Below are 18,209 nucleotides of genomic sequence, written 5' to 3' on the forward strand. Positions count from 1 at the left end.
TCGCTTACTGATCGAGACACCGCACGCACAGCCGCTTCGCCTGGTTTGCCGACAATCCACGACACATCATCACGACCGGCCGTGCATGGCACGACGGCGCGTCGGCGGACGCCGCGGGCGACGCGAGCCTGCGCGCGCGTTCGGGCGGCGTGGTCGCGGCCGCGTCCATGCGCCGTTGTCGCGCGGGCGGCGGCACGTCGCGCACCACCGGGATCGGTTCGACGCCGCCTTCGCGCGCGTTGCGCTGCGCGCTCGCGACGACGCGGCTCACATAGCCGCTTGAGAATCCGGTCGTGAAGTTGCCGCTGTAGTAGCACGACAGCGCCGCGCGCAGCGCGGCCTGCGCGGGGCGCCCGGTGTTCGACGAGCGCGCGAAGCATTCGGTCAGGATCGCGCCGCCTGCCCGCAAGTTGCGGCATGGCTCGAACATCGTCGTATCGTCGAGGCCGTATTTCGCGAAGTTTCGTACGTTGACCTGAGCAAGACCGACGCTGTAGCTGAAGCCGCGCGCGGCCAGCTCGCCCACGGTCGCGCGCGCTTCGGCGAGCGACGCGGGCTGGCGTGTCAGATGGCCGCCGACCACGCCGATCGCATACGGATTGAAGCCGGATTCGGTGCGCACCAGCGCGGCCAGCGTGTCGGGATCGACGTTCGGTGCGCACGCGCGCGCAAGCTGCGCGAAGCCCGCGGCGCTGCCTGCCGCGTGCGCGCCGCGCGGCTGCATGCCCGCGCATGCGAGCGCCAGCGCGAGCAGCGCGCACAGGCTCGCGACGCCGCCGCGCGCGCTCATCCCGCCCCCGCCACGCGGTACGACAGCACGAGCCCGTGCACGAGCAGCGACCAGCCATCGAGCGCGACGAACAGCAGCAGCTTGAACGGCACCGAGATCGTCGTCGGCGAGATCATCTGCATCCCTAATGCAAGCAGGATGTTCGCGACCAGCAGGTCGACGACGATGAACACGATATAGATCACGAAGCCGATCTGGAACGCCTTGGTCAGCTCGGCGAGCGTGAAGCTCGGCACCAGCACGAGCAGGTCGTCGTCCTTGATGCCGTCGGCGCGGTTCTTCGGCCACACCGACGTGGCCGTGCGCACGAAGAATTCGCGGTCGCGCTGCCGCGTGTGCGACACCAGGAAATCCTTGACCGGCGGCAGCGCCGCATCGGCGAGCGCGCCAATGTCGGCCGTCGACAACTGCCCCGACGCGTCGAAGTGGCGCGCCTGCAGCGCGTCGCGGATCGACATTCCGACCGGCGCCATGATGAACAGCGACAGGATCAGCGCGATGCCGTTGAGCACGAGATTCGGCGGCACCTGCTGGATCCCGAGCGCGGAGCGCAGCAGGCCGAGCACGACCACGAGCTTCGTGTAGCTCGTCACCATCAGCGCCGCGAACGGTGCGATGCCGAGCGCGGCGATTACCGCGATCAGCGCGACCGGATTCGGCAGGCTGCCCATCGTTCAGCGCTCGCGCGGCGTGGGCTGCGTCAGCGTGGCGACGCGCACGCCGAGCTTCTGGCCGACCGCGATCAGATGGCCGGTGCCGATCAGCATCCCGTTCGCGACGAGATGGATCACGCTCTGGTTGATGCCTTGCTGCAGTTCGATCACCGCGCCCGGCTGCAACGCGCCGAGTTCGCCGAGCGGGATCGACGTGGGCGGCAATTCGAAACGCAGGTCGACCGCGAGGGCGTCGAGCGAGCGCGGCGCGTCGTCCGGCGACGCGTCCTGCGCGGTCGCGGGCGGGGTGTCGGTGCGGGTCGGTTCCAAAGGCATCTCCCTGATTCGTTCGACGGTCAGCCGGTTGCCCGACGGCCGTCCGGTGATCTCCCACGCCGGCGCGGCCGGCACCCGCGCGACGCACAGCAGGTTCTGCTCGTGCGCGCGCCAGCGCTCGATTGCGATGATGTCGCCGCCGACGACATCGGCCAGCTCGGCCATCGTCAGCTCGGTCCGGCCGATCTCGAATACCAGCGGCACCGGCAGGCTGGCATACGCGGCGCGCGTGTCGGGCCGCGCGGTCGCCGGCGTCGCGAAGAACACCGCGAGCGCGTCCGGCGCGTCGAACAGCAGCGCGCCGTGGCAGCGCCATGCGCCGTCGGCGCGACGCAGTTCGAAGCGCAGCGAGGCCGGCGACGTGCGCCACGCGGGCACGCTCGCCGGCGGCGGCAACAGTTCCACGCGTTGCCGTGTCGCCGCCTGCAGCACGGCCGACAACGGTGCGGCCAGGTCGGCGAGCAGCGCCGCGCGGATCACGGCCGGCACGGCGGGGTCCGCCGCGTCGCCCAGCCATGCGTCTTCCGCGACCGGGTCGATCCAGAGCGTGCCGGCGGCCGGGCCGATGACGAAGCGGTACGCGTGGGCATCGGCGGCCGGTTCGGCGTCGACGCGCCAGCGCACTTCGTACGCGTGTTCGCCGAGCGTGACCGGCACCGCGGCCGTCGCGCCGTATGCGTGCGACAACCCGCGCGCGGCAGCGGCGGACACGCGCGGCAGCCACGGCGACGCGTCGAGCGGGACCGCAGCCGAGGCCGGAGCGGGCGGGATGGCGGGCGCCGCGGCGGCCGGGGGGGCGGCGGCGGGCGAGGCCCGGTTCGCGGCGTCGCCGGCGTCGGCATTCGTCAGGGACAGCGCAGGCACGGCGGGATCGGGGCGGATTCGGCGTTGGTTCGACGGGTCGTTGTGGCCGACGGCGCAGCAAGCGCGCGGCTGCTGCGTCGATTGTAGGGACGGCGCCGGGCGTGTGCCGCGCCGGAATCCGTAGTCGTGTGCGCGCGGCGGCCGCGCGGGCGGCGGCGAGCTACGAAGCGTGCCGCGCAGCGGCGTGGCCGGATGCGACATGCCATGCGCACAAAGGCGACCGCCGCCCGGAGGCGGCGGTCGTGGCGCGGCGGGCACGCGTGCCGGGCCGCGAGGCGCCGCACGTCGGACGTGCGGCGCGGTGGGGAGCCTTGCCGGCGCGCCGCGCAGCGGCGGCGCGCGGATGCGCCGCTACGCGTTACGCGTAGTCGGCGGCCATCGCCGGCTGCGGCGCGGCGCGCAGGATCGGCGCGGCGTCGTGGCGCTCGACGTGCGTCATGGCCGCGCCGAACAGCACCAGCCGGTAGCCGACCGCATAGATCGGGATGATCCGCAGGTTCTTGTCGTGATCGAGCTGCAGCTTCGAACGGATGCGCGAGATGTGGGTATCGAGCGTGCGTGACGACACGCCGAGCTCGCGGCCCCAGACCGCTTCCTGGATCGCCTGCCGCGGCACGATCTTGTTCATGTTGTCGAGCAGGAATTCGACGACGTCGAATTCACGCGGCGTGACGTCGACGACTTTGTTGTCGATTTCGATCGTGCGGCGCACGAAGTTGATTTTTATGTTGTCGATGTACAGGTATTTGCAATCCATGTTGGCCCTCGCATGTCCGTAAAGGAGTGTTTGCGAGTCATGTACCGCAACTTCCGGGCCAGGGACGGCCTGTCAGGCATCGGCGGGCGGCGGGAGCGCGGCTGGCGCCGCGCCGGCCTTGAATCTAAAAGAATTTTTAACGCGGGACGCGCGACGGGCCGCGGAAGGGTCGGAGCAATATTGAAGGATTGTTACGTAGCATCCGGTGGGAACGTTACGGGCGTTACGGGCGGTGTTACGGGGAGCGGGCGATTTCCGCCGATCGTGCAGGGTTTCGGGTAGACGGCGAACCCGACATCGAACCCTCCCGAATAGGACGGATTGCGGAGTCAAATCAACAGGTTGGTGCGGTTTTTTGCCGACTTCGAACCCTACATTGGAACCTACCGCACGCTGGGGAAAAAACGGCCGCGCGGCACTTCTGCCGCGCGGCCGGCATTTCACCGCCCCGTCAAGCCTTAGCCGTGTCGCCCGAATCGAACGGCAGCACGTAATGCCGTTTGCCGGTTGCCGCGAAGATCGCGTTGGCCACCGCCGGTCCAACGGGCGCGACGCCCGGCTCGCCGACCCCGGTCGGTGCCTCGGCCGACGGCACGATATGCACCTCGACCTTCGGCATCTCCGCCATCCGCAGCACGTGATAGCCGTCGAAGTTGCGTTGCTCGACCTGGCCGTCCTTCAGCGTGATCGCGCTGTGCAGCGCCGCGCCGAGACCGAAGCCGATGCCGCCTTCCATCTGCGCGGCGACGATGTCGGGGTTGATCGCGATCCCGCAGTCGACGGCGCACACGACGCGTTCTACCTTCACCTTGCCGTCGGCGTCGACCGACACTTCCGCGACCTGCGCGACATAGCTCTTGAACGCCTCGGCCACCGCGATCCCGCGCCCGCGGCCCTTCGGCAGCGGCTTTGCCGGATCCCAGCCGGCCTTCTGCGCGGCCAGCTCGAGCACCGCGCGCATGCGTGGCTCCTTCGCGAGCAGGTCGCGGCGGAACAGGTACGGATCCTTGCCGGCCGCGTGCGCGGCTTCGTCGATGAACGCCTCGACCGCGTACGCGGTGTGCGAGCTGCCGACCACGCGCCACCACAGCACGGGCAGGCCGACCTTGGTGGTCGTGAGCTCGACCGACACGTTCGGTACCGCGTAGGGCAGGTTCGCCGCGCCCTCGACCGACGTCGCGTCGATCCCGTTCTTGACCATGAACGCCTCGAACGGCGTACCGGCAAGAATCGACTGGCCGACGATCCGATGGCGCCACCCGACCAGCTTGCCGTCGTCGGTCAACCCCGCATCGAGCTTGTGGAAGTACATCGGGCGATAGAAGCCGCCCTGGATGTCGTCCTCGCGCGTCCACTGCAGCTTGACCGGTTTGCCATCCGCGCCGAGCGCCTTCGCGATCGACACGGCCTCGACCACGTAGTCCGACCATGCGTTCGCGCGGCGGCCGAAGCTGCCGCCCGCATACAGCGTGTGGATCTGCACCTGCTCGGGCTTCAGGCCCGCAACCCGGGCGGCATTGCCCTGGTCGACCGTCTGGAACTGGTCGCCGGCCCAGATCTCGCAACTGTTCGCGGTCAGCTTGACGACCGCGTCGAGCGGCTCCATCGGCGCGTGCGCGAGATACGGGAATTCGTACGTCGCGCTGATCTTGCGCGCGGCGCCCGCGATCGCGGCGTCCGCATCGCCGTCCTTGCGCGCCGACGCGCCGGGCTTCGCTGCAAGCTGCCGGTATTCGCGCATGATTTCGTCCGAGCCGCGCTTTTCGGCGTTCGTTTCGTCCCAGTCGACCTTCAGCGCGTCGCGGCCCTGTTTCGCGGCCCAGAAGCCGGTCGCGACGACCGCGACGCCGCCCGGCACCTGCACGACCGACACGACACCCGGCACGGCCTTGGCGGCGGTCGCGTCGAACGACTTGACCGTCGCGCCGAAGCGCGGCGGCCGCTGCAGCAGCGCGACGCGCATGCCGGGGAACGTCGTGTCGAGCGTGAAATGCGCGGTGCCGTTCGACTTGGCGGACCCGTCGACGCGCGGAATGCGATGGCCGATCAGCTTGAAGTCGGCCGGCTGCTTCAGCGCGACCTTGTCGGGCACCGGCAGCTTCGCCGCATCGGCAACCAGCGTGCCGTACGCGGCCGTCCTGCCGCTCTTCGCGTGCGTGACGACGCCGTCGGCGGTGGTCAATTCGTCGGCCGGCACCTTCCAGCGTGCCGCCGCGGCCGATACGAGCATCGCGCGCGCCTTGCCGCCCGCTTCGCGCAGTTGCTGCCACGAGTTCGACATGGCCGAGCTGCCGCCCGTGCCCTGCATCGTGCCGAATGCGAGGTTCGCATAGCGTTTCGCATCGGCCGGCGCGCTTTCGACGCGCACGCTCGACCAGTCGGCATCGAGCTCCTCGGCGACGATCGTCGCAATGCCGGTGTACGCGCCCTGGCCCATTTCCACGTGCTTCGCGACGACGGTGACCGCACCATCGGGCGTGATGCGCAGGAATGCGTTCGGCGCGAAGTCGGTGGCGGATGCCGTCGCGGCGAGCGCGCGGCGGCCGAGGCCGGCCCAGTCGAAGCCGATCGTCAGGCTGACGGCGGCCGCGGCACCCGCGGCCTTCAGAAACGTGCGGCGCGACGGGCGCACCGAATCGCGATTGTCGAGTTCGATCGTCATGGTCAGGCTCCCAGCGTCGCGGCAGCGTCGTGGATCGCGGCCCGGATGCGGGCGTAGGTCGCGCAGCGGCAGATGTTGCCGTTCATCGCGGCGTCGATGTCCGCGTCGGTCGGCTTCGGGTTCTGTTCGAGCAACGCGGTGGCCGACATGATCTGGCCGGACTGGCAATAACCGCATTGCGGCACCTGCAGCTTCACCCACGCGGCCTGCACGGCCTGCGCGGGCTTGCTCTGCAGGCCTTCGATCGTGGTGACGTGCTTGCCCGCGATGCCGGCGAGCGGCAGCACGCACGAGCGCACGGCCTGGCCTTCGAGATGGACGGTGCACGCGCCGCACTGCGCCATGCCGCAGCCGAACTTCGTGCCGGTCAGCCCCGCATGCTCGCGGATCGCCCAGAGGACGGGCATCGACGGATCGGCATCGAGCGTAACGGTCTTGCCGTTGAGGACAAACGAGGTAGGCATTTTTGTATGTCTCCATGGGGAAAACCCGGCATGCGCCCGGTTAGCGGGCAGTGTGCGCGAGCGCGCGATTTTTGCGTCTACCCATTCCTGCAAATTTATTGAACAATCCTGCAAATCCCCGGCGCGGCCGCGAGCGATTCGCTATGCTTCCGCGATTCCGGGAAACGAAGCGAGGAACCCGTCATGGACATGACCGATATCGCGGCGTCGCGCGAATCCGGGCGGCGCGAACTGGCATCGCTGATCGCCCGCTTCGCGCCGACGGACGGCTCCCACTCGACGGCCGTGCCGGCGCTGATGCTGCATCGGCATGGGCATCCGGTCGATCTCGGCTGCGGCGTGTCGCGCGCCGCGCTCGTGATCGCCGCGCAGGGCGCCAAGCGCGTGATCGTGGCCGGCCAGGCCTACGAATACGACGCGCGCAATTGCCTGATTACGTCGATCGACTTGCCGATTCTCTCGCGCGTCACGCAGGCGTCGCCGGAGGCGCCTTACCTGTGCCTGTCGCTCACGCTCGATCCGCAGCGCATCGTCGAGCTCGCGGCCGAGATGCGGCTGCCCGAGCCCGACGCCGGCCCCGAAGGCGAGGGCATCGCGCTTGGCGAGCTGACGCCGCCGCTGCTCGATGCCGCGCTGCGACTGTTGCGGCTGCTCGAAACGCCAGCCGACATTCCGGTGATCGCGCCGCTGATCGAGAAGGAGCTGCTGTATCGGCTGATGACGAGCGGGCAGGGCACACGGCTGCGGCACATGGCCGTCGCCGGCAGCCAGACGCACCGGATCGCACGCGCGATCGAATGGATTCGCGATCACTACGCGGAACCGATGCGCGTCGACACGCTCGCGCAGGCGGTCAACATGAGCGTGTCGTCGCTCCATCATCACTTCAAGCACGTGACCACGCTGAGCCCGCTGCAGTATCAGAAGCAGTTGCGGCTGCACGAAGCGCGGCGGCTCTTGCTGCGGCAGGGCGGCGACGTCGGCTCCGTGGCCGCTGCCGTCGGCTATGAAAGCGCATCGCAGTTCAGCCGCGAATACAGCCGGCTGTTCGGTGCGCCGCCGATGCGCGACGTCGTGCATCTGCGCAAGAAGGAATTGCTCGGCACGTAACGGCAGCGCGGTTCATTTCGGTTGCATCGCGCGTCGCTTCGTCGCGCGGAGCGCTGCGCCGAACCGTGACGCCATACAATCCGCATGCCGGAGCCGTCGCACGCAGGCGAGCGAGCGCCGCTGACAGCGCTGTCGCGCCGCCCACGCACTTCTGTTTCATGCATGCATCCCTGGATTTCGCGAACCGGTGTGAGAACACCCGCGCAGCACACGAACCGACTGGTCGAAACGGGGGAAAAGTCGCGCCGTCACACATTTTCTGCATGGATCGTGCTTTACGCGAACACGTTTCAGCGATAAGAATTCTCGGTCGATATTTCATCGGAAATGTTTCTCGCGCGCATCGTGTGTCGTCATCAAGAGATTGGGGCGCGACGATTATTGACATCGAATGTCGTCAATTGAATGACGGCAGTAAAATCGGATCAAGGATATTGAAGGGTTCGTGCCGCACATGTTGTCACTTTCCCGACATGCAGGCGACGTGAAAGCCATGTCGGCCCGTCGCGCAATCGCCGTTTTCTCACCGCACTTCGCACTGTTGGTCGACGCGTGATCCCGTCGGTATTTTCACGGATGAATCAATTGCATTTCGCGGCGGCTGGGGACGCACGTCCGGAAGCTTGCCCGTATCCGCCGTGCACGCTCCGCTGCACCGGGTGCCACGCATTTCGATTCGTCGTTTTCCGGGCATGCGAATGCTGTCAAACGCGCCGCGGCACGCCGTTTCGCAGGGCCGATGGGCCGATCGGCCGCAATGTGCGACCACGCACTTCTCAAGTATGAAACGCCTGTTCGCCACCCCTTCGTGTGAGGCTCCGCAGGTCGCATTCGTACGTCTTTTCCGGGATTGCTTCGCCGTATTCAATGATCGGCACATATTGCCCACGGTTGTCGCGATACATTCCTGAAACAAAAAATGCGATTCCCGGCGATATCGGCGGGCGTCGCGGACGGCACACGTCATGTAACGACCGGTGGAATCACGCATGGCATGCCGCTTGCGACAACAGACGCACCGGCGAACGGTCGACCTGATGCGACAAAGATGGGGGGCTGCGCGTTCGTCAATAAGCAGTCGGGGACACAGCGATGAAGACCAGAAGTAGTCATTCGTTCCGCGCATTCCTTGCGCATCCGTGGGGTAGTCGGGCAGATCGGAATACGGCTCGCGATGCAGTGCCAGTGTCGCGGGCGCGTTGCCGGGTTCCATGCGTGCGCGCGTTGCACGTGCTGGAACGCCTGTCTTTCCGCATGACGACCGGCCGACAGCGGTGCTTTCCTTCCTTCGACGCGTCCGAGTGGGTCCGGCTGTTCATGCCGGACGGCGCGACCCCGATCCGACTTCGCCCGTGCAGTGCCGTATCGATTGGGCCGGGCAGATGCGGGCGCCGGCCGGACTAGCTCGAATACGCGATGGCCGGATCATCCGGAAGATCGTTGATCGGTAGCTCAGGGAGACGCGATGCCGACTCACCGTAATGCAGGCCCGTTATCGCCACGATGACGTGCATGTTTCCGATGGCGCTGCATTTTCGGTAGTTAATCATTTTCACGCATTTTCGATCGCCGAAGCGAATGCCAGGTGCCGGTATGTCGCGGGTGCGGATGTCGAAAACGACTGGTCTCGAATGGCGAGTGTCTGCATTCGGGTGCGTGAGGCAATTTGTTTTTCGATATCCGTGAATAGATATTGGATATCGAATATTTACATAAATAATCAGGAAAACAAGTCAACACGAGCTTGAACTTCGACTGGCCAAACGTTACGTGGTTTCGGATTCGAAATGAATCGGTTCTTTGTGATTGGATAGTGATCCTTAATTTCAGGGATTGCTTGAGGCAGGGAAGTTGAAGGCGTGCAGCTTTCCTCGCTTGTTCCGTCCACGCCGTTATGGAGTCGACCATGAAGAAGCTTCTGATTGCAGCAGCAGTTATGGCGGTCTCGGGTGCAGCGTTCGCAGCGAGCGGCACGGTATCGACCAGCAACTCGTCGAGCGGTGGCCAGACGATGGCCGGTGTCGTCGGGTTCGGTCACTTCACCGCGACCGATTCGGGCGCGGCGCTCGGCGCCGCCGGTGCAACGGCCGGTGGCGGCGCGAGCACCTCGATCTCGTACACGAACCACACCAATACGTCGACGGTGAGCGGCTTCGGCTTCGGCGGCGCACAAGCCGGCGGGTCCAGCGGCGCAAACGCCGGTTCGACCGGCTGGACGATGTATCACTACTAAGCCGCGGCGCATAGCGTTCGTCATGGACAGGTGGCACGGATGCCGGGTTTCGTCCCGCGGGGGCGGACCCGGCGCTCTGGCCACCGAACTTCCTCACAGCAAGGAACTGCTATGAAAGCCAACGTCATTTTAGCGACAGCGCTCACTGTCCTTTCGTCGGCCGTGCTGGCGTCCGGACCGTCCACATTCAACCAGACGCAGTCCGTCGCGGCAGGCGTGTCGGGTTCGGTGCTGGTCGGTACCGGCAGCTACACGAGCAATTCGACGTCGGTCGCGGGCGCGAACGCAGGAAGTACCGTGACACCCGCCGGATCCACCGGCACGGCATCCGCCTATCACGACTCGACTTCGACGGCCAGCGGCTGGGGCACGAACGGGGGCGCATTCGCGGCAGGCGGCGGTATCGGTGCCGCAGGCTCGTTCGGTGGAAACGGCAACACGAGCGAGAACGCCAATGCGCTGTCGGGAGGGGTGACCGCCACGATCGTACTCGGCGCGAACCACTACACGGCAACCGGCGCGAACGACAACGGCATTGCCAACGCGGGTGCCGCCGGCATGGCGGGTAGCGGGTGGTCGGGAACGGTCGCGGGCTCGAACCACATCAACTCGTCGACGGTATGGGGCACCGGTCCGGCCGGATCGCCGTTCGCCTCGGGCGGCAGCCAGGGCAGCTCCGGCGCGACTGCCGGCAGTCCCTGATTCGGGTGTCGGGGGGCCAGCTTCCCAACGACGCTGGTCTCTTTCGTCGCCTTGTTGTCACCGTAAGGAGTTGGCATGAAGCAGAAACTGATTGCCGCCGCTCTGATGCTCGCGTCTTTGACGGCGTATGGCGCTGACCGTGCTGCCGACGACGTGCAATCGAATGTGCAGACGTCAAACAACCCTGACCAGACAACCAAACCGTCACAACAACACGCGCTTTCGTCGGGCAGTGCCATCGGCGCATCGGCGGCCCCGCAATGGCCGGGCATGTCGGGCGGTTCATGGTCCCAGCTGGGCAGCGGCTGGAAGCAGTTCGGGGAAGCAGGCAAAGCTGAAGGAATTCAGGGGAATTAACACGGTTGCCTGGGTGGGAGGTCAAACCTCGTCCGGAGAGTGAAATGAACAGCAACAAGATCAGGGTGGCATGTGCGGCAATGTTCGCGATGGCCACGATCGGTGCCCAAGCGCAGACCGCCGACTCGACTTCAAGCGCGCAGTCCTCGACGTCGTCGACGGCGGTCAGCCTCGGCGGCGGCGCGAGCATGAACACGAACACGAACACCACGACCGGCGGCAATGCCACGAGCAGCAGCGGCATTCGCGGCAGCGGCAATTCGAGCGTGCAGGTGAACCTGAACCTGCCGTCTTCGACGAGCGGCGGCTCGAACGTGACGCCGCAGAGCACGAGCTCGCTCGCCGCCGGCGCGCCCGGCACCAGCCCGTACAACACCCAGACGTCGGAAAACGTCAATTACTCGGGCACCCAGACGATCAAGACGAACCCGGCGATCCAGGCGCCGGGGCTCACGACCACGCTGTCCGATACCTGCATGGGCTCGGTGAGCGTCGGCGTGTCGTTTCCGGGCTTCGGCGCGACGGGCGGCACGACCCTGGTCGACCAGGCATGCGTGCGTCGTCTCGACGCGCGTGAATTCCGGGCGATGGGGTTAACCGACGTTGCGCTCGCGCTGCTTTGCCAGAGCGATGCGAACCGGCGCGCGGTGGAAGCGACCGGCCACCTGTGCCCGGGCACGACCGCACCGCTCGCGCGCTCGAACGTGGCGCCCGCGGCCGAGGCGACCGTGGCCGACGACGTGAAGTATCGCGATCCGCTCGTGCGCAGCCGCATGGGCCTGCCGCCGCTCGACGCCGCCGCGCCCGTGCAAGCGCGCCCGGTGGCGACGACTGCGGTCCAGGCGGCGCCGATGCCGGTGTCTGCACCCGCGCCGTCGATCGCTGCACCGGCAGTCGCCACGGTGCCCGCTGCAGCACAAGCGACCGCCGTGAAGGCGACGCAAGCCGCTGCGCTCGTGCCCGCCGCCGTTGCCGCACCGATTGCCGCGGCAGCACCGTCGGCGAGTGCGGCGCCTGTCGTTGCACCGGCGGTGATGAGCGCTGCGCCTGTCGTTGCGCCGGCTGCGGTGAGCGCGGTGCCGGCTGCCGCGGTCGTTGCGGCGCCAGCGGTTGCCGACAAGGCCCCGGAACCGGCGCCCGCCGCAACCGAAGTCACCGCGCAAGCGACGGCCACGCCTGCGATCGATACGAAGGTGCAGGAACCCGTGCCGGCAGTCGCCGACAAGGCCCCGGAACCCTCACCGGCCGCAACCGACAGTGCCGCGCAAGCGTCGGCAGCGCCGGCCGCCGACACGCCGTCGCCGGACATCGCGCAAGCCGGCTCGGCCGCGAGCACCGCCGCACCGCAGACCGCGGATGCCGCAACGCCCGCGGTCGATGCGAAGCCTGCCGAACCGGCATCGCAGGCGGCAAGCGAAGCGCCCGCGCCGGAAGCCGCGCAGCCGGCCGCGGCAGCTACGGCTGCCGACACGCCGGCCGCCGATGCGAAGGCAACGGACGCGGCCGAATCCGCTGCCACGCCCGCACCGTCGGCCGACGCGCCGGCCGCGGCTGATCAGCAGGCCGCTCCGGCCGCGCCGGCGATGCCTGCGCCGGCCGTCATCTCGACGAGCACGTCGTCGTAAGCATGCGGTCGAGGCTTCCGTGCGATCGGCATCCCGGTCGCACGGAAGCCGGCGGGATTCACGGCGCGACGCGCGTCGCAAGTTTGACGGGTGTTGGTCCCATCCCCGAGGTCAACACCTCTTTTTGCCTGACCAGGGTGCAAGGAGGCCTCAATCATGAGGATCTTTTTGGCCGCGCTGCTGCTGTACGGCACACAAGCCGCCGCGCAGTCGGTTTTCCAGAATCCTGCGGTCTTCGTCATCCTGAGCGAGCAGACCCTCGCGAATGCCGCGAGCGTCCAGCAGGCGCTGACGACGCTCGGCCGCCCGGACAACACCGCATGCGTGCCGATGATGATGGTCGGCGATCCGCAGATGATCTACATGATGCCGGCGGAAGGACACGCACCGTCGTGGCAATCGCCGGTGTACGGCCGTGGCGCGCCGTTCGAAGCGCAGAACGGGCCGACGCCGACCGGCAAGACGGTCGGCGCGATGCAGCACGCGCAGGACATGCAGACCCAGCCATGGAGCGACAGCAGCGCGATCACGCAGAAGATCGCCGGCGAATCGAGCGTGTCCGCGTCGGCGCGCGTCAGCGACTGGCAGAGCAAAGGGCTGAACACGATCGAGACGGCGCCCGCGTCGGAAGTGACGGTGAACGGCAAGACCTACCGTACTTATCGCGAGGACCTCAACCAGGCCGCGCGGCCCGTTGTCGAGCCGCAGATCTACACGCAGCGTGTCGTGTTCTGCCGATGATGAAACTTTCCCGAGCGGACATGCCGGCGGCGTCGCGGGCAGGCAGGCCTGCCGCGCACCGTTTCGTGCCGCCCGTTTAGCCAGACAACCCAATGCGGCGAGGCCATCGTGAACCAATGCTGCCCGATCAGTCTGTCAGGCCCGCACGAGAGTGAACGGCCACCGTGCACGCCACCGTTCGTCGCGGTCCGGCGACACCTTGGCGTGTCGTCACGTCCGCTCGTGTATCTGTCCCAGCGTCCCGATACAGCACTCGTCGACTGCCTCGCGTCGCGCGGCTGGGACGTGTGGCGCGCCAAATCCGTTGCGGACGCACTCAATCTCGTGAAGGCGAACCGCCTGCACGGGGGCATCGTCGATTTCGACGACTTCGCATCGCCCGACGTCGCGTCGTTCGAGGCGCTGTTGCGCGATCCGCGCGTCGGCTGGGTCGCGCTCGCCGACGACGAACGGCTGCGCGACGCCGCCATCGCGCGCCTGATTCGCCAGTGCTGCTTCGGCTACGTGTGCGATGCGACGGCCCATACGACGATCGGCTATCTCGTCGGCCATGCGTACGGGATGCTGAAACTGGCGGAAGGCGATCCGGCGATCGAGGCCGTGCCGCCTGGCGGGTCGATGATCGGCGCATGCGACGCGATGCGCCGTCTGTTCGCGACCATCCGCAAGGTCGCGAACACCGAGGCTACCGTGTTCATCGCCGGCGAATCCGGCACCGGCAAGGAGTTGACCGCGTCGGCGATCCACCGGCATTCGTCGCGCGCCGACGCGCCGTTCGTCGCCGTGAATTGCGCGGCGATTCCGACGACGCTGCTGCAGGCCGAACTGTTCGGGCACGAGCGCGGCGCGTTCACCGGCGCGCACCAGCGCAAGATCGGCCGCATCGAGGCCGCGCACGGCGGCACGTTGTTTCTCGATGAAATCGGCGACATGCCGTTCGAGAGCCAGGCGAGCCTGCTGCGATTCCTGCAGGAGGGCAAGGTCGAGCGGCTCGGCGGGCACGCGTCGATTCCGGTGGATGTCCGCATCGTGTCCGCCACCCATGTCGATCTCGAGGCCGCGATGCGGGCGGGGCGGTTCCGCGCGGACCTGTATTACCGGCTCTGCGTGCTGCGGATCGACGAGCCGCCGCTGCGCGCGCGCGGCCGCGACATCATGCTGCTCGCCGAGCACATGTTGCAGCGCTATTGCGGCGACAGCGCGCACCGGATCCGCGGCTTCATGCCGTGCGCGATCGAGGCGATCCACAACTATGCATGGCCCGGCAACGTGCGCGAGCTGATCAACCGCATCCGCTTCGCGGTCGTGATGACGAATGGCCCGCTGATCTCGGCCGTCGATCTCGAACTGCATCAATATACGTCGCACCGGCCGCCGACGCTCTCGGAATCGCGCCGCCAGGCCGAGCGGCGCACGATCGAGGAAACGCTGTTGCGGCATCGGCGCCAGCATGCCGACGCCGCGGCGGAACTCGGCGTCTCGCGCGCGACGCTGTACCGCCTGATGACCGCGCACGGCCTGCACGGCTGATGCCGGTCGCGCTGGCGCGGCATGAGGCCCGGCGTCGCGCGGGCGCCGGCCCGCGCCGTCAGGCCGGCCGCTCGAAGCCCGATTCGACCCAGCGTGCGGCACTGGCCTTGTTGAGCTTGAACCCGGCGGAGACCTTCGCGTCGGCCAGCAGCTCGCCGTACGGGTCGAACGCCTTCAGTTGCGCATATGGCTCGAATTCGTCCGGCACGATGTCGAGCGTGACCGACACATCCTGCCCGTCGTCGTTCTGCACCGTCACTTCCTTGTGCAGCATCGCGCGGCGCTGCTGCTCGTGGCGCATGAGCACCTCGGTCGCGGTCTTCACCAGCGTGCGGAACGCGTTCGCGTCCATCGGCTTCGGATTCTTCTTGTCGCGACCCATCGTCCACGGGCCGACGAGCGCGGGCTCGGCCTCGCCGTCCTTGATCATCTCGACGGCCCAGCCGTCGTCGTCCTCGTTCTTGATGATGCGGGCCGTCCAGCCGTTGTCGCGCCAGAGGCCGTCTTCGTGGATGGTGGTGTCGTCGGATTGCAGATCGGATTCGGTCATGGGGAAAGCGGGAAGTACGGGCAGCCGGCATGCACCGGCGAACGCGCGGGCGCGCGGCCGGGAATGGCGCGCTGCCGCTGGCCGCTCGCCCGGCGTGGCATGCAAAGGGCGCAATTTTACCCCGCGTGCCGTCGGCGCGGCTGGCGCGACCGGCAACGTCGGCCGTTCGGCCGACCCTGGCTGCCGGCGAACGCCACGACGGGCGACGAGATCAAACTCGTATCACGGCTGCATCGTGCAATTCAGACACCGCCCCATATCCCGGCCGCGCGTTGCTGCCTAGAATGATGTGCGGGATAAAAATATCCCGAATATCGATTCAATGCCGATCCGGCCGCGCGCGCACTCCGCATCGTGCGGCCCGGCGAACCATCTGGGACTGCGCATGGGGAAATTCAGAATTCGCACTGTTTTCGCGTACGACTCGCCGCTGACGCTCGCGGGCATGGAGCACATCGCCTGCGACGCGTGCGCCATCGATCTCGTCGGCGTCTCCCGAACCTCGGCCGACCTGATCGAGGCGCTTGGCCGCGTCGAATGCGACATCGTGCTGGTCGACTATCCGATTCGCGGCGACGCGAAGATGGACGGCCTCGCACTGTTCGACTGGCTGCACGCCGCACACCCGAAGGTCGGGATCGTCGCGCTGGTCGGGAACGAGAGTCCGGTGCTTTTCCGCTCGATCCTGGCGAAGGGCAGCGCGAGCCTCGTCAGCAAATTCGACGAAGTCGGTCATATCGTCACCGCGATCCATTCGAGCTACAGCGGCGGGCGCTATCAGTCGCCGCTCGTCCGGCGTGCGCTCGACTCGGTCGCCGAGCCCGACCATCCGCCGGTGAAACTGTCGACGCGCGAGATCGAGGTCATACGCCTTTATCTGGCAGGCCTGCCGATCAAGACGATCGCGCTGCGGTTGAACAAGGGCAAGCAGACGGTCAGCGCGCAGAAGATCAGCGCGATGAAGAAGCTTGGCGTGACCAACGACATCGAGCTCGTGCAGCGGGCGGCCGGGATGGGATTCGGCGGTATCGACGCCGTGAGGCGGCTCGGCGGGGCGGGGTAAGCGCGGAAGAAGCCGGGAGAAGCGGGAAGAGGCGGGGAAGAAGCGAGGACGCGCCCCGAACCGCGCAGCGGCCGGCCGCGCATTGCCGGCCCGTCGCGCGAGCTCCGTCGGCATCGGGCGGATGCCGACGGACGAGGCGATGTCAGGCCGGCAACGCGAAACGCGTGACGGCGTCGCGCAGCGCTTCGGCCTGGTCGCGCAGCGAATGCGCGGCCGCCGCGGCTTGTTCGACGAGAGCCGCGTTCTGCTGCGTGACCTGGTCCATCTCGCCCACCGCGCGATTCACCTGCTCGATGCCCGCGCTCTGCTCGCGCGACGCATGGCTGATCTCGTCGAGGATCTCGCTCACGCGCCGCACCGACTGCACGATCTCGGCCATCGTCTCGCCCGCATGCGTGACGAGCGTCGCGCCGTGCTCGACGGTTTCGTTCGACGACACGATCAGCGACTTGATCTCCTTCGCGGCCGTGGCCGAGCGTTGCGCGAGCGAGCGCACCTCGGCGGCGACCACCGCGAAGCCGCGGCCCTGTTCGCCCGCGCGCGCCGCTTCGACGGCCGCGTTCAGCGCGAGGATGTTGGTCTGGAACGCAATCCCGTCGATCACGCCGATGATGTCGCCGATCTTGTGCGAGCGGCCGGTGATCTCGTTCATCGTGCGCACCACATCGTCGACCACCGCGCTGCCGCGCGTCGCGACCTGCGCGGCCTGGCCCGCGAGCGTCGCGGCCTGGGCGGCGCTGTCCGCGTTCTGCTTCACGTTCGCGGTCATCTGGTCCATGCTCGATGCGGTCTGCACGAGCGCGGCCGCCTGTTCCTCGGTGCGCTGCGACAGATCGGTGTTGCCCGATGCGATCTCGCTCGCGCCGACGTTGATGTTCTCCGTGCCCGTGCGCACGCGCGACACCATGTCGATCAGCCCGCTCTGCATCGTATGCAGTGCATGCAGCAGACTGCCGCGATCGTCGTGCTTCACGTCCACGCGCGCGGTCAGGTCGCCCTGCGCGATACGCCGCGCGGCATCGAGCGCCACTTCGAGCTCGCCGCCGAGGTTCGCGCGCACGCTCTTCAGCACGAGCACCATCACGACGGTCGAGATCGCGCCGAGCACGGCCGTTATCGCGAGCCAGCGGCCGACGCTCGCGAGCACGGCCGAACGCACGTCGTTCATGTACATGCCCGTCACGAGATACCAGTCCCACGGTGCGAAGCGCTGCACCGCGCTGGTCTTGTCCTGCGGCTTGTCGGCGCCAGGCTTCGGCCACAGATATTCGACGAAACCCTTGCCGCCATCCATGTTGCCGGCCTTTACGATTTCGACGAACAGGTGCTTGCCGTTCGGATCGGTGAAATTCGACACGTCCTTGCCGTTCAGCTCGGTCTTGATCGGATGCATCACGATCACCGGCTTCGAATCGTTGATCGAAATGTAGCCGTCGGCGCCGTAGCGCATCGCGGCGATCGCCTCGAGCGCCTTCTGCTTCGCGTCGGCTTCCGGCAGCACGTTCTGTTGCGACAGCTTGTAGTAATGGTCGGCGACGTTCGTCGCCTGCGCGACCAGCGACGCAAGCTGGTCGCGGCGGTCCGTGATCATCGACGCGCGCGTCTGCCACGCGCCCACGCCGGCGATCACGAGCAGGCCGAGCCACAGGATGACGATCATCGAGGCGAGTTTCTGGTTCAGGGAAAGGGTGCGCATGGGTAGTGAGGTCGGTCGGTCGAACAAGCGCGCCGGAACGGCGTGACGGGATAACTCTTTGACGGCGCGAAGCCGA

16 protein-coding genes are annotated in these 18,209 nt (G+C 67.5%); 8 read left to right on the forward strand and 8 right to left on the reverse strand.

Annotation, left to right across the window (positions count from 1 at the left end):
• Positions 1–4: 4 nt before the first annotated feature.
• The 6 genes from HW466_RS00205 to HW466_RS00230 all read right to left on the reverse strand — a co-directional run bounded on the left by HW466_RS00205 (position 5) and on the right by HW466_RS00230 (position 6,526).
• Complete coding sequence (locus HW466_RS00205; RefSeq protein WP_174906099.1) at positions 5–790, reverse strand: lytic transglycosylase domain-containing protein; 786 nt, start codon at positions 788–790, stop codon at positions 5–7.
• Positions 787–1,461 (reverse strand): type III secretion system export apparatus subunit SctR, encoded by a 675-nt coding sequence (sctR, locus tag HW466_RS00210; protein WP_044847619.1) that lies wholly within the window; start codon positions 1,459–1,461, stop codon positions 787–789. The genes HW466_RS00205 and sctR overlap by 4 nt, the downstream gene beginning before the upstream one ends.
• 3 nt (positions 1,462–1,464) lie before the next feature.
• Positions 1,465–2,643 (reverse strand): type III secretion system cytoplasmic ring protein SctQ, encoded by a 1,179-nt coding sequence (sctQ, locus tag HW466_RS00215; protein ID WP_176316066.1) that lies wholly within the window; start codon positions 2,641–2,643, stop codon positions 1,465–1,467.
• A gap of 358 nt (positions 2,644–3,001) precedes the next feature.
• A complete protein-coding gene (locus tag HW466_RS00220; protein ID WP_059449537.1) occupies positions 3,002–3,400 on the reverse strand; it encodes a winged helix-turn-helix domain-containing protein in 399 nt (132 codons plus the stop codon).
• A 451-nt stretch (positions 3,401–3,851) separates the two neighbouring features.
• Positions 3,852–6,062, reverse strand: coding sequence for a xanthine dehydrogenase family protein molybdopterin-binding subunit (locus tag HW466_RS00225; RefSeq protein ID WP_151005315.1), 2,211 nt, complete (start codon positions 6,060–6,062; stop codon positions 3,852–3,854).
• A gap of 2 nt (positions 6,063–6,064) precedes the next feature.
• Positions 6,065–6,526 (reverse strand): (2Fe-2S)-binding protein, encoded by a 462-nt coding sequence (locus HW466_RS00230; protein ID WP_059449539.1) that lies wholly within the window; start codon positions 6,524–6,526, stop codon positions 6,065–6,067.
• A gap of 183 nt (positions 6,527–6,709) precedes the next feature.
• Between HW466_RS00230 and HW466_RS00235 the strand changes: the two genes are divergently transcribed.
• From HW466_RS00235 to HW466_RS00265, 7 genes are all read left to right on the forward strand, one after another.
• Positions 6,710–7,636, forward strand: a complete 927-nt coding sequence (locus tag HW466_RS00235) for an AraC family transcriptional regulator (protein WP_059506707.1) — start codon at positions 6,710–6,712, stop codon at positions 7,634–7,636.
• Positions 7,637–9,542: 1,906 nt separating this feature from the next.
• Positions 9,543–9,869, forward strand: coding sequence for a hypothetical protein (locus HW466_RS00240; RefSeq protein ID WP_060348338.1), 327 nt, complete (start codon positions 9,543–9,545; stop codon positions 9,867–9,869).
• Positions 9,870–9,980: 111 nt separating this feature from the next.
• Complete coding sequence (locus HW466_RS00245; RefSeq protein WP_059449543.1) at positions 9,981–10,571, forward strand: hypothetical protein; 591 nt, start codon at positions 9,981–9,983, stop codon at positions 10,569–10,571.
• A gap of 75 nt (positions 10,572–10,646) precedes the next feature.
• A complete protein-coding gene (locus HW466_RS00250; protein ID WP_059449544.1) occupies positions 10,647–10,928 on the forward strand; it encodes a hypothetical protein in 282 nt (93 codons plus the stop codon).
• Between the two features lie 44 nt (positions 10,929–10,972).
• On the forward strand, positions 10,973–12,553 hold the full coding sequence (locus tag HW466_RS00255) for a chemotaxis protein CheA (protein WP_174906018.1): 1,581 nt from the start codon (positions 10,973–10,975) through the stop codon (positions 12,551–12,553).
• 156 nt (positions 12,554–12,709) lie between these two features.
• On the forward strand, positions 12,710–13,294 hold the full coding sequence (locus HW466_RS00260) for a hypothetical protein (protein ID WP_151006848.1): 585 nt from the start codon (positions 12,710–12,712) through the stop codon (positions 13,292–13,294).
• 108 nt (positions 13,295–13,402) lie between these two features.
• Positions 13,403–14,824 (forward strand): sigma-54 dependent transcriptional regulator, encoded by a 1,422-nt coding sequence (locus HW466_RS00265; RefSeq protein ID WP_151006847.1) that lies wholly within the window; start codon positions 13,403–13,405, stop codon positions 14,822–14,824.
• A 58-nt stretch (positions 14,825–14,882) separates the two neighbouring features.
• Here HW466_RS00265 and HW466_RS00270 read toward each other — a convergent pair whose 3' ends face one another.
• Positions 14,883–15,374 (reverse strand): hypothetical protein, encoded by a 492-nt coding sequence (locus tag HW466_RS00270; protein WP_059449548.1) that lies wholly within the window; start codon positions 15,372–15,374, stop codon positions 14,883–14,885.
• 385 nt (positions 15,375–15,759) lie between these two features.
• Here HW466_RS00270 and HW466_RS00275 point away from each other — a divergent pair, with 385 nt between their 5' ends.
• On the forward strand, positions 15,760–16,437 hold the full coding sequence (locus tag HW466_RS00275) for a LuxR C-terminal-related transcriptional regulator (protein WP_060348339.1): 678 nt from the start codon (positions 15,760–15,762) through the stop codon (positions 16,435–16,437).
• Positions 16,438–16,579: 142 nt separating this feature from the next.
• Here HW466_RS00275 and HW466_RS00280 read toward each other — a convergent pair whose 3' ends face one another.
• The gene (locus tag HW466_RS00280; protein ID WP_060348297.1) at positions 16,580–18,133 is read right to left on the reverse strand and encodes a methyl-accepting chemotaxis protein; all 1,554 of its coding nucleotides are present in this window, start codon (positions 18,131–18,133) and stop codon (positions 16,580–16,582) included.
• Between the last annotated feature and the right edge of the window lie 76 nt (positions 18,134–18,209).

It is taken from the genome of Burkholderia territorii (assembly GCF_902833055.1).
In the GTDB taxonomy this organism is placed as follows: Bacteria; Pseudomonadota; Gammaproteobacteria; order Burkholderiales; family Burkholderiaceae; genus Burkholderia; species Burkholderia territorii.